General features: G+C 50.7%; 3 protein-coding genes. 1 reads left to right on the forward strand and 2 read right to left on the reverse strand.

Going from position 1 to position 12,833, the window contains the following annotated elements; all coding sequences use genetic code 11:
- Nucleotides 1–93 precede the first annotated feature (93 nt).
- The gene (locus H2508_RS01585) at nucleotides 94–9,018 is read right to left on the reverse strand and encodes a putative Ig domain-containing protein (RefSeq protein ID WP_182168657.1); all 8,925 of its coding nucleotides are present in this window, start codon (nucleotides 9,016–9,018) and stop codon (nucleotides 94–96) included.
- A 162-nt stretch (nucleotides 9,019–9,180) separates the two neighbouring features.
- Between H2508_RS01585 and H2508_RS01590 the strand changes: the two genes are divergently transcribed.
- A complete protein-coding gene (locus H2508_RS01590) occupies nucleotides 9,181–11,559 on the forward strand; it encodes a winged helix-turn-helix domain-containing protein (protein WP_182168658.1) in 2,379 nt (792 codons plus the stop codon).
- Between the two features lie 61 nt (nucleotides 11,560–11,620).
- Here the strand turns inward: H2508_RS01590 and H2508_RS01595 are convergent, their stop codons facing one another.
- Nucleotides 11,621–12,781 (reverse strand): GLUG motif-containing protein, encoded by a 1,161-nt coding sequence (locus tag H2508_RS01595; protein WP_182168659.1) that lies wholly within the window; start codon nucleotides 12,779–12,781, stop codon nucleotides 11,621–11,623.
- Between the last annotated feature and the right edge of the window lie 52 nt (nucleotides 12,782–12,833).

Here is a 12,833-nt window from a genome sequence, read left to right on the forward strand (position 1 = left end):
GCCATCGGCGCTACTGACTTTGCCGCTTGGCCAGAGCCGCGTATGTCACAGTTTACGACCAAGTTGCCACTAGCATGCTGGGTAGCGGAATTACTATTGGCTATACTGGCCTTCCACATACTTGGGCAGATTGGCCTCGATAAATTTGGAAAACTCCCAGCAGAAACTGATGATTGCATCAGCTGCTTCATCTCTCTGACTATCAAGGAAGGCAATCACATACTGTGCATCCGAGCGCAGTAGAAACTTCGCTTGATTAGCTTCGGTGATAATATTGTGCACTGTGGCGCCTGCCGCACTGGTGGTCTTTATACTTGCGAAGGCTTTAACTTCCTTAAAATTAATCTGTTTATGCACTTCGGCACTGGGGCCAGAGATCATTTTAAACACAAGGTTTAGGAAAGTACCTTTTGCAAAGTCGCTATAGAAACCTTCTTTGAAAGCGTCGCCATTGGCCAAGGCCTTGGAGTAATCATCAGCGGCCCCAAACAATGTCGAAGGTATGGCATTTACCAGTCGGCCGGCAAAACGTGCAACATGCGGACTATTTACCATCGTTACCAGCACCTTGGAGCTTTTGAATGAGTTGCCAAGGGCTGCGCCAGCCGGCCCGCCGAGAGCGCCAAAGGCAGCGCCTATAATAGTATCAGTTACTAAGGCCATTCCTCGTTTACCACCAGCGTAACTTATCACCCCAGAAATTAAGCCCGAAGAGATGGAGCCTGAAACCATTGTGCTCGAGAGTGTTAATTGACCTGTCGGGTCGGTGTTGCTTATGGGGTTAGCATGAGCATAGAGGTAGCGGTGTAGCGATGGTGGATCACGCAAGATGCCTTGGAAAGGGTCTCGACTGATAAAACGCCCGGTTGTGGGGTCGTAGTATCTAGCTCGCAAGAAGCTGAGGTTCTCTTCTGCGCCGGCTTGCTCACCAGCAAATTGATAGGGGTTAGCGCTAGTACCGCTGTGGCTGATCAAGCCACCGAAGGCCTCATATGAGTACGAGTCACTCACATCACCCGCTGTATTACTAATGATGCGAATATTTTTTGAAGCATCAGAGTGATACCAGCTCGTATCACTGCCGTCGCGGATTTCACCTAGTACTTGGTTGCCATAAATATACTCGGCGGAAACGGCTAGCTCGTCTGTATAATCGACCAGCATCTGTGGAACTCCGCCAGCACCTAGGGCGTCGACCAAGAAACTACTCTTTGCTGAGCCCACACTGCGGCTGACTCTGTGTCCAACTGCATCGTATTTAAACTGCACTACTTGGCTAGGTGTTTCCACAGCACTCAGTTCATGTTCCTGATTGAAGTGGTAAAAAGTCTGGGCTCCAGCATTTTGTCTGACCAGTAAGTTACCGTTGGCATCATAGGCAAAGGTGGTGGCGCCAGCTTGTATTAGTTTATCCGCCTCATCATAGCTGTATGTGCTGCGTAAGCCTGCTAAGTTGGTGATGCTGATTCGATTGCCAACTGAATCATACTCGTGGCTCAGTGCATAGGTCTTGATGCCCGCGGCTGAAGAGTAAGTCTCGGAAGTCAGCCTTCTCTGGCTGTCGTATGTATAGTCAACATATGAGTTGTCGGCATGAACAACTTTAATGCGATCCCCGACAGCATTGAGCGTGTAGTTATAGCTAGCCAGCACCTGGCCATGGTTTTTGTGCTCTAATTCAATTAAGCGGCTCATTGAGTCGTAAGTGAATGTTGATACAACACCGTTTGGATAGCTGATAGATGCCAGATTACCAATGGCATCGTAAGTGTATGAGCTTATTCGACCATCCGGGTCCTCCACACTGGCTAGGCGATTGAGCGCATCGTATGTATAGAGTGTGGACCTTGGAGCAGAACCGGGCAGGGTAGTGCGCAACATCGTTCTATTACCCGCTAGGTCATAGGCGTAATCAATTTTTGTACCATCTGGGTTAGTAGTGTTTATCAGACGGTCATTCAAGTCGTAGCTATAGCTGACAGTCCCGATGCCATTCTGAGCTGTTGCCACTCTCCCCGAGAGCGTATGGCTATAGAGCTCCTCACTTCCATCGGCAAAGGTTTTCTTGAGCAGTTTGCCGGCCGGATCGTATTCATAGCGAGTTTCGTCCCCCTTGGCATCAGTGGAGCTCACTAGGCGACCAGCGTCATCGTAGCCTGCCAATTCTGTAGAGCCATCTGGGTAGGTCTTGCTGATTTGATTACCCATAGCATCATACTGGAAAGTAGTGGCATTGCCTCGCGCATCGCGCTGCACTAATAGTTTGTTTTCTGCATCGTATTCGAAGCGAGTGCTGGCACCTGAAGGGTCTGTAATACTAATGACATTGTTGTTGCCGTCGTAGCTGTAACGGGTCGTCCGGCCGAGTTGATCGACTTCTTCAATCAAGTTACCAGCGCTATCGTAGTGGCTAAGAATTTCTGTTAAATCAGGAAATATTTGCCGGACTATCCGATTGAGTTCATCGTATTCAAAGCGAAAAACATTGCCCTTAGCGTCAGTTTTAACTGTCAGGTTGCCCGCAGCGTCATATTTGAACTCAGTTTCAGCGCCAAGTGGGTCAATCAACTTGGTGTTTCTGCCAGCTTTATCGTATTCATAAGTTGTCGAGTTCCCGCGCGCATCTATCGTGCGAGTAATACGTCCTACAGCGTCATACAGGGTCTGTGTCACTGAGCCATCAGGCGCGATAGTTTTTGTACGGCGTCCTAGTGCGTCATACTCATATCTGGTGGTGCCGCCGTTGAATCTGGTCACTGAGCTAAGATTACCCAGCAGGTCGTATTCACGCGATTCGAGCCTTCCCGGTGCATCTGAAAACTCGATCTCCTTACCCAAAGCATCCATGCTCAGTGAAGTTGTAATACCCAGTGGGCCGACAATCCGCTCAAGAACACCGGCAGCGTTGTAGTCAAACAGGGTCTGGGTACCATTTATATTTTTCGCCGATATCGGGCTGCCATTTGCATCGAGTTCAAATGTTACAAGCGCACCGCGGCGATCAATTTCACTGATCACCCTGCCACTGGCGTCATAGCTTGTCTTTGATACGTTGCCCCTTGGGTCAACAACCTCAGTGAGATTGCCATTGGCATCGTAGTGATAGTTTGTAATATGGCCATTGGCATCGCCATGTGCCGTTAGCAAGCCTGCGCTGTTGTATTGGAATTGGTCCTCTATATCGCCTTGGGCATTAATTCTGCGTAATAAATTACCGCGTGCGTCATACTCAAAGCGGGTTTCACGACCTAATGGATCGATGGAGCGCAGCACACGGTCAGCCGAGTCATATTCATATAGGCTGGTCGCTCCGAGTGCATTACTTACACTCAGCATGTTGCCACGGTCATCAAAGCTCCGGCTGACGGTTTCACCGGCAGGGTTGGTACTGGTCAACTGGTTACCCGCAGCGTCATAGCTGTATTGGCTCACTCCTCCTAGTGCATCGACGCTTTTTAGGGTGTTGCCACGATCATCGTAAGTCACTACCGTGACATTGTCATCAGCATCCCTTATTACTTCCTGCCGCGAGCTTGGATCAAAGCTAAATTCAATTCTACGGCCTTCTGCGTTGGTCACACTGAGCAGGCGACCCTCATCATCGTACTCATTGCGCGCGACAGGTCGATTCTGCGGGTCGATAATTTCGATTAAGCCATGATTGTGGTTATAGTTTAGTTTTGTGATATTGCCGGTGGCATCTGTATAGCTTCGGAGGTCGCCATTGCCATCGTAAGTATAAGTTCTTACGCCGCCTGAGGGGTCCGTGACATGGGTGATTCTGCCTTGGGTGTCGCGCGTAAAGCTGATGCTTGTACCTGCTGAATGGCTAATCCCACTATCAGAGAAGCTCAGGACATTACCGTTTCTGTCAGTTATTTTCTGTACACCCTCAGCTATGCTTATCAGGACCTCCATACCATCGCTCGCGGTGTACAAGAATAGATCGGGGTCGAAGGTAGTGGAGCTTAGATCATCAAGTAGCGAAACTTCTCCTGGCTGTCCGTCTAGAATCGACAAGTTGTTATTATCTAAGCTTGTCAGTGTACCGAGAGTGCCCGGTCGTGCTTTAAACTGGGCCTGTAAAGCGGATGCCGGGAATGGCACGATTGGTGATACTTGGGGCTTTACGAGAAGGTCGAACTGCTCAACTCGGCCATTGGGTAAGGTTAAACTGACATAATGTTCATCGCTGGCGATTAACTGGTATGACAAGCCTGGCTTAAGCACTTGCCAGCCGCTACCCAAGATACGGTTGGCCTTTAGCTTGAGGCTGCTTACGCCGAGCCGCCAAGCAAAGCCAAAGTCACCAGATGATTTATCACGACTGTCATAGCTTCTTGTCACCTTGATTGGCATGCCGGCCATAGGAACAACAAGATCAACAAAGTTGAGACTAAAGTTTCCAACTTTGTAGTCACTATCAACCTGAACAGTTGTCTCAGCAATGCTTTGATTGCCGCCGGTGTCAAACACGGTGAGGCGGATGGTGTACAAATCATTGAGTAATAGGGTGGGGTCAAACTGTGCCAGTACGCCATCAGTAATGGCTGTTGTACTGCTGCGTATTGTAGTGAAATGAGTTTCCCCAACTGCTGCGTAAGCCAGCTCGTACTTGAGGAAGTTAGCATCGCTAGCGCTGCCCATTATCGCAATGGGTTCTGTGACTTTGCTATGTTGTAATGGTGTGCTTATGGCCGCAAGCGGTGCTTGTTGATCGCCCGTATTGCGCTCGATAACTGTGATGCTGGCCTGTGCATTGATGCCAGCCCGAGAAGCAGTAACAGTAAACTCTCCAGCAGAGGCCGATGTGAAATTTGGCCCGCCAGTCCAGTTAACGATGCCGCTCAGTTTTTGGCTGCTACCATCTTCAAATATGCCAATGGCTTCGAGGCTTACTTGTTGATTGGTCAATACTGTAGAGAGTTTTGGTTGCAGCACTATCTCAGACAGAGTTAGGTTGCCATCAATACCATCGCAATCCTGATCAATGCCATCCCCTGGTGCATCCGCAGCCCCCGGATGAATGCTGGCGTCATTATCGTTGCAGTCGCCTTCATTTGGCGTAAAGCCATCGCCATCCTTATCGATATCTCCGGGGGCAGGGCCTGTTGAAATGAGCAAGTCGACTCGGCCCCCAAATTCAGCCACTGAACCGGCAGAGGGTGTTTGTTTAGTCACAGAACCAGCGGCAATGCTGGGATGGTGCGTGAACTGTTTGTGACCTACTACTAAGTCGCTAGCGCTCAAGCTTGCTTCAGCATCGGTTTTGCTTTGACCAACAACATCCGGGATAGTTACCGGGTCACCTACTTCCAGCGTGTAAGCCTGCGCTGTGGCAAAGCCGATGCTGTCATAAGCCAGAATATTCACCGGGTAAGAACCCTTAGTGTTCGGCAACCAGCGCAGCACGCCGGTGGTCGGGTCGATGGTCATGCCATGGGGTGCCTCAGTCAGCATAAAGCTGAGGCTATCACCCAGGTCGTAATCGATGACCCGGGGTGCATACTCGTACTGGAAGCCGACGGTGGTGAGTGTATCGGGCTCGCTCAGGAAAATCGGTGCCACACCGTCCGGCTGCACATCAAAATTGACAGTAGCGAGGTTCGATTCCAAGTCGCCATCGCTGGCTTTGTAAGTAAAGCTGTCGGTGGTGCCAGCCAGATTAAACTCAGCGCGGCTGGATATTAGGTTGTAGCCGTTATGACCGGGTTGCAGCCACGCAGGCCTTGGATTGGAGATTATCGTCGCGTCATCTCTGACCATGGTCTGATTAAAGACCCACTGATTGCGCAGCGGCGGTGCTGGAGGCAGTGGATTCGCTGCTGTTCCCTGCCAAACACGCGTAACACCTGCCAAACCACTGGAATAAGAAGAGATCAATTCTGCGTGGCCATCACCATCGACATCGGCGATCGTGAGAAAGCGCTGTGAGATTGAGTAGCGGCTGATTGGCTCGAAGTGTAAAAGTGCGCCATCACGCCCGTCAAAAATGTAAACACCCTGATTGTCGGCAGTGCTAGGAGGCATCAAGTGAATAACGATGTCTATTGCACCGTCACCATTGGCATCAAAAGCCGTGATATTTTCGCCGTGGTTTGCGTGTCCGGTTACAAATTCGGGGATGTCCTGATGGCTCCAAAGAATAGAGCCATCATTGTCATAAACAACGGTGTAGCCACTGCCGCCATCGATCATCTGGGTATAGGCAAATTCTACCTCACCGTCACCGTCAAAATCGGCAACGGCTATCTGGTTTCTGGGCATAGTGCCGGGGTTGGGTTTCTTCCAGATCAGTGTACCGTCGTACTTGAATAGATAATTATGGGTCCAGTCACGTGCAACGATCTCCGGCCAGGGGTCTGAATTAAAGTTGGCCACGGCGCTATAAAGGTGTGGGTGATTACCGTACCTTGGCTCGGTTGGCAGTACAAACTTGGTGTTGCCCTCGTGATCAATCACTGAGGTGTGCAGAATGACCTCCATTTTCCCATCAAGGTTCAGGTCCGCAACCACGGGTGGTTGCTCATCGGCATTGCCACTGTAATACTCCCCGACATGCTCCCACTTGATACTGCCGTCAACACTGTTATAGACGGTGAGGACGTGCTGGATTGTGCCATTCACAACGTTGCCGATCTTGCCAGTCATCAGGATTTCAACCCTGCCGTCACCGTCCAGATCAGCGAAGGTGGGACCGGAGTGTTGATAGTCCATAAAGGCGGGATTTAGATACGCCGAAGTTTCTGAACCACCGTTTCCTGGCCAGGCAAGGGTGCCATCATGGTGGATGGCCATCAGGTGCTGACCATCGAAATTCCCTCCTTCGGCCTCTGGAAAGCGATTGCGCACTACGATGATCTCAAGGTCGCCATCACCATCGATATCTAGCAATCCAGGGTGCGAAAAAGTTTCTGCACCGCCGCCGTCCACAACGTCCTGGCTTTGATTCATTATCGGGCTGCAATCTGACGCCTTGATTATCCAGATGGTGTCTATGAATAAATAAGGAGTGACTCCGCCAATGCCCACGATTTCAAGCTCGCCATCATTATCAACATCACCCACAGCCAGGCTGCCCTGATGCAGATAATTCCCGCCATCATCCTTACCGATCTCACACTGCACTTCCAGCTCAACCTTGGCGTTGCCGGTAGGTTTATCGGGGGTATAGTCAAATGACCCATCACTGCGAAAGTCCAAACTGCCTTTGGCTACGCTCGATACCAGTGAGGTAGTCAGCGGGTCAGTATCAGGGTCAAAATCGTTGCCGAGCACACCGGGTGCAGCAACACTCAAGGTGTCGCCCATACGCACTTGGTAGAGGTCATCTGAGGCCACAGGCGCTCTGTTTACATGACTTACCGTGGTGATGAAGCTGCCAAAGTCCGCCGCCCCATGAGGGTCGCTGACTTTGACCGCCACATCGTGGGCTCCGACCTGGGCCGCTGCTGGGCTCCAGTTGATGGCACCATTGACCTTATCAATGGACATTCCTGCTGGCGCATTGATCAGTTCAAATTGCAGCGGGTCATTATCTGCATCGCTAGCTGTGGCCTGCACACTCAGCGAGTTGCCCCACACCAAGCTTTGCATACCTGGCACAGTCAGTTTCGGTGCCGAATTAGCCGCTGCAAGGGCGACTGCTACGTTAACCGTCACAGTAAAGGTTTTACTGTCCTGTAAGCCGCCGCTGTCGGTAACGCGTGCTGTCACGCTATGGCTGCCAAGATCAGCACCCGATGGGGTCCAGCTCAACAGGCCGCTGGTAGGGTCAATCGTCATTCCGACAGGCGCCGCTGTCAGAGAAAAACTCAACACATCACCCGCATCTGGGTCAGTTGCAAACAGCCGTGTATTAAATACTGTGTTGGCCTGAACCAGTCGCTTGCCCGGTGGGATTAAAGTGGGTGGATTGTTGCTGCTGGCTTCCACTACATCGATCTGGAAAGACTCAACATCAAATAGCCCCTGCAGGTCACTTGCCCGCACGATCACATCATGAATACCCAGTTGGCTTTCACTTGGCGTCCATGAAATCACCCCACTGTCTGCGTCGATACTCATTCCACTCGGAAGCTGGTCTAACGAGTAAGTCACAAGGTCGCCTTGATCGGGGTCAAGCGCATGCGCGGTCAGACTAAAATCCCGCTCTACAACGGCCTGTTGATTGCCAATCGCCGTCAGTAGTGGTGCTCGGTTTTCTACCGAAGACTGTGCCGCACAAACAGTGTCCAGCACATCAACCTTTGAATCCTGGTTACAATCAGGCTTGCCCGGTGCTTGTTGACGCTCAAGGATCTGGCTAACGATGACAGGAATGTCCGCTGCGTCGACCTTGCCGTCATTATTGGCATCACCCGGCAATGGGGCTGCCTGCAGCAGCGACGGGCTTAACAGCAAGCCGGCTAAAAGCAGCGAGAGCATAGTGCTTGCGGGCCTGCTACGTATGGCTAGCCAGCCCAAACTTGCTAGCATGGCAATGAGTGCAAATAGGAAGATGTCGGCCATAACAGGTATGGCGGTCACCGGGTTTGGCGGGGGCAGTGTCCCAAGCACGTTGACGCTGCCGTTTAGCAAAGAGCTTGGCGCTACCGCTTGGGCTTGAGCATTTGCCAATAGTAGGTTTTCAATGACTAATGGGTATTTACCTTCCGCGGCATCTTCTGCCACAGCAATACCTAAGTTGAGCAAATTGCCAGAAGCGATTGTATTCACTGCGGGGGAGCTTAATACAACTCTCAGGCGCCCGGTGCTGACTAATTGCCAATCCAGTGTATGAGCGGTAGCAGCAGCACCGGCAGATAGTGTGGAAATCGTCAAGGCATCGGCATCAAATACTAGGTCGAATTGCTGCGCTACAACGCTTCCATCACTGAGCCAGTCAAATGGAATAGTAATTGTTGAGCCAGGTTCAGCATTTTGCTTGGCAAGGCTCAGGCTGGGAGCGGCAAAAAGTATTTGTGAAAAAAATAACAAGCATATGCCTGTGACAAGGCCGAATGATTTTGCTTGCATGCCTGATCCCCTGCAGCTGTGGTTAATTCACAGTACTCTTTATGTACTGTGATCCTAGTCACAAGCCGAGTAATTGCCCATGCCGAGTACATGACATTGCGTTCCATTTGATGACATTTGTACCGTAAACTGCGTAAACTCAAGGTATTAGCAAAATACTTAGTGAATGAAGTGATGAGGGAAGTGGATGCAGGGAATGAGCATCTAGAGTACCAGTTTGAAAATTATCGCCTTTCAAACTGGGAACAAGTCTATTATGAAGACGGTGAACGCCAAGCTGTCAGTACTAAGCCATATCACCTACTACTACTGCTGGTAAAAAATGCTGGCCGCGTAGTCAGTAAAAGCGAAATCATTGAGACGGTTTGGCCAGGGCAGGTTGTGACGGATGCCGCTCTTGCCAAGCAGGTTCTGCGCCTGCGCAAGCTCTTACAAGATCACCAGCGTGAACAGCCCTTTATAGAAACCCACCGTGGTATTGGCTACCGATTTACCCCGACAGTAAGCATCCTGAAAGCTAAGCCAAGCAAAATAAAAAGTAATCCTAGCCGGAGTGTTCGCCGCTGGTATTGGCTTGCGGCTATGTTCGCCCTTGGCCTTTTATTTGCGACACTCTGGCTCAAGAGTGGCCTTGGTGTTAGCGGCCCGTCGCCTAAACAGGCAATCGCAGAGCTGGCAGCAGAGCGTCCGATCAAAGTTGCCGTGTTGCCACTAGGTGCTGAGCATAACTGGTTGAATGAAGGCGGCCGCAATTATCTGGCAGAAACACTGAGCCAAGACCCAAAGATCAGCTCCGTCAGCCCAGCAGCTAAGTGGCTTACAGAGACATCTGGCGAGTCACTTGCAGTTAATCTAAGCACCCAGGGGAACTTGGATTACAGTTTTCTCATCAGTATTTTTGAAGAGGAGGGCGAGTATCGCGCAGCGCTGAAGTTGCGCACGGATACCGCTGTTCTTTCAGCCACTGATATTCAGGCTAAAAGTCTTCCCAATTTGTTTGATAAAGCCGGTCACTGGGTGCGCAACAACATCGCTGTACACGCTAAGCTGGATGATTTGGCCCCAGCTTCGGCAAGCCGTATCGCTGATGCGGCCTTGCAGAGCTATCTACAGGGGCAGTTTGAAGTTAATGCCAACGAAAACAGAATAAAGGCAGGGGAGTATTTTCAGGCAGCCGTGGCCCAAGACCCAGACTTTCTTGAGGCTTGGACAGAATTGGCTCGCAATCATATGGCTCTTGGCGAGTTCCAAGAGGCGATTTCTATTGCCCAGACTGTATTGGCCAAGTCTGAGGAACAGCTCTCTGCGGAGTTGTTGCTGAACTTAAACTACATCATTGGAATTTCTTACGGTCGCCAACATAAGGTGGATGAAACACTCCACTATTTAAAGCGAGCGCGAGCGCTGATTAGTGAATCTAATGACCCCTATTCTAAGTTGGCCGCTCTGGAAGCACTCAGCGCTCTTGCCATCTATGAAAAGCGCTATGCTGATGCCGAAGCACTGGCAATTGAGTCTCTAGGTATAGCTGAGAGTGATTTTCACCTGCCTAATTATCTCGCCGATCTGCATTTCACAATCGCCAGAGCTATTGATGCAAGTGGCGACCCTGAGCGCTCTTTAGAGCATATTAATCAGGCGCTGGATTTTTGGCGACAAAGCGATAATGCCAACGGCATGATGAAAGCTTATTACTTACTGAGCCATTATTATTATCAGATGGGCTTTATCGATGAGGGTATACAGCTATTGGTGAAGGCTGAGCCCTACTTAAACCGCGCTTCGCTGTATTATGAAAAGGCCTTTTTTCTGCAAAATGGAGGCTTGCTGCTGAATTTAAGGGGCCAGTTTAAGCACGCTAATCGCTACGCTGATCAGCTCAAATCATTTGCCATTGATAGCAATAATCCGATTTACCTGGTGTTGAGTGAGTTGATTGGCGTGCACCAGCTATACGTTCAGAACCGTTTCTCTGAAGCCTCTGAGCACGCACTTGCTATCTTGAGGAAGTTTGAATCTGAAGACTCCGTGCAAGCATCCTTTCCAGATATCATGGCTCTGGCTATCCTGACCTCTTCGCGTGGCAAGCCCGTGGCTGAAACACGAGCTTTAATTGACAGCTTTGACGCCAGCTACAAGAGTCACCGTGAACGCTTGCGTAATGATTTGAGCAGAAGCGAGGCTCATCTGGCCATAAGAGAGGGGCGCATTGACCAGGGACTGCGCTTGTTACAAGAAAGTGAAACTAACAACCGTAACAAAGGCTTTCGGCACATCGGCGATTATATTGCCACCGAAGCTCTGGAGGTTCTGCTGCAGCACCCTGAGCGAGAGTACCAGCAAATACTGGCCCAGACTGAACAAAGCGCGGGCTATGGCTATCTCTTATGGAAGCTTAAAGCGCAATTTGTGGCCCGCGAAGGTGATTATTTTGCAGCAGCCCGTATCTTGAGCGAAAACAAGCTAAAGGCCAATCAGCTTTGGGGTGCTGAGGATCAGTTGCTGTTGGAAGAATATCAGGCTCGCTCCGCGGGCTTATAGCCTGCTGCAGCGTCAAAGACCTTGCACAAGCAGCAGGCACAGCAGCGTAGCAGGGCGCAACTCAGTTGCGGGGGTTGCTGCGCAGGTCGGGGAATCCCTTGCCCTCGTCGATAGTCCATACTGAGTCGAAGTCCCAGCCCTCGTATGTGGCTGCTCGCATCATATCTTTAATCCGCCTTGGTTTACCGGCAGGGCCGTGGGGGCGCGACACCTTGTCGCTACCATAATAGGAGCGAGTGACATATTCGGCATCGCCCCAGGCTTTCCCGATTAGGAGTTTCCCGCGGAAGTCGAAGCGGCTTTTACCAGCATAACTCACCGCATAAGACTCATCGATGACGGCGATGTCTTCAATCATCGCAATAAGCCCTGCCGAGATGCTTGATCTAGCTGTTACTCTTTCTTCTTCGGGACCCTCTGGGTAGGCCACGATACTGTAAGAACGTTTGACGCTGCCCTCACTGCGACCAACCAAACCGCCGACGGTTGATCCGCCATGGACAGACATAAGGCTGTAAGAGGAGTTGATGGAGCCGTCATTCTGACCTACTAAACCCCCTATGCGCTCTCCGTCAGCGTTTATGCTGCCGGTAGATGAGCTATTACTAATGGTCGCCCCTTTACTCAAGGTGCCGACCAGTCCACCGCTGCGGTCTGTGCTCTTTACTTCACCGTGGACGTGGACATCGCGTATAAGACCTCCAGAGCGTCCAGCGAGAATACCGGCAGGCCTTGTTGAGTTGATTGAGGCATCGCTGAATCGCAGGTTGCTGATCTCGCTTTCTTCGCTCAGGGCAGCAAACAATCCGGCCAAGCCCCATCCGCTGTGATTGATATATAAATGTGAAATAGTGTGTCCCCGGCCATCGAAGCTGCCAGAAAAATCCTCTATTGGCTTAAAGCCCTGAGTTTCGCCCTTATCGTTTGTCCATTTAAGAGTGGCTGAGGCATCGATGTCAGCGGCCAGTGCGTAATGGCCGGCCCTACTTAGCTTCGAGTCGTTGATAGCCTGTAACTGCTTGAGAGTGCTGATAATGCAGGGGGCATCAGAAGTACTTGCATCACCACTATCACAGATAGGCCCTTCGCTGCTGCTTTTACTGACAGCGCTACTTTTGTTTGATGCAGGCTTATCTTGATCGCTGCTGCAGCCACTAATGATAAATAGGGCTGTAATGGCCAATAGCAGCTGTCGGTAACTGCCATAATATGACCTAAACATGGGGTTTTTTTCCTCCTAAAGAAAATGAGAGTGTTATAGGTTTTGCGTGTAC

Origin of the sequence: Sediminihaliea albiluteola (genome assembly GCF_014077625.1) — a bacterium.
GTDB lineage: Bacteria > Pseudomonadota > Gammaproteobacteria > Pseudomonadales > Halieaceae > Sediminihaliea > Sediminihaliea albiluteola.

What these genes read in the sequence shown, in the direction of transcription:
- H2508_RS01595 (WP_182168659.1), bottom strand. Translation starts at nt 12,781, where the DNA reads ATGTTTAGGTCATATTATGGCAGTTACCGACAGCTGCTATTGGCCATT.
- H2508_RS01585 (WP_182168657.1), bottom strand. Translation starts at nt 9,018, where the DNA reads ATGCAAGCAAAATCATTCGGCCTTGTCACAGGCATATGCTTGTTATTT.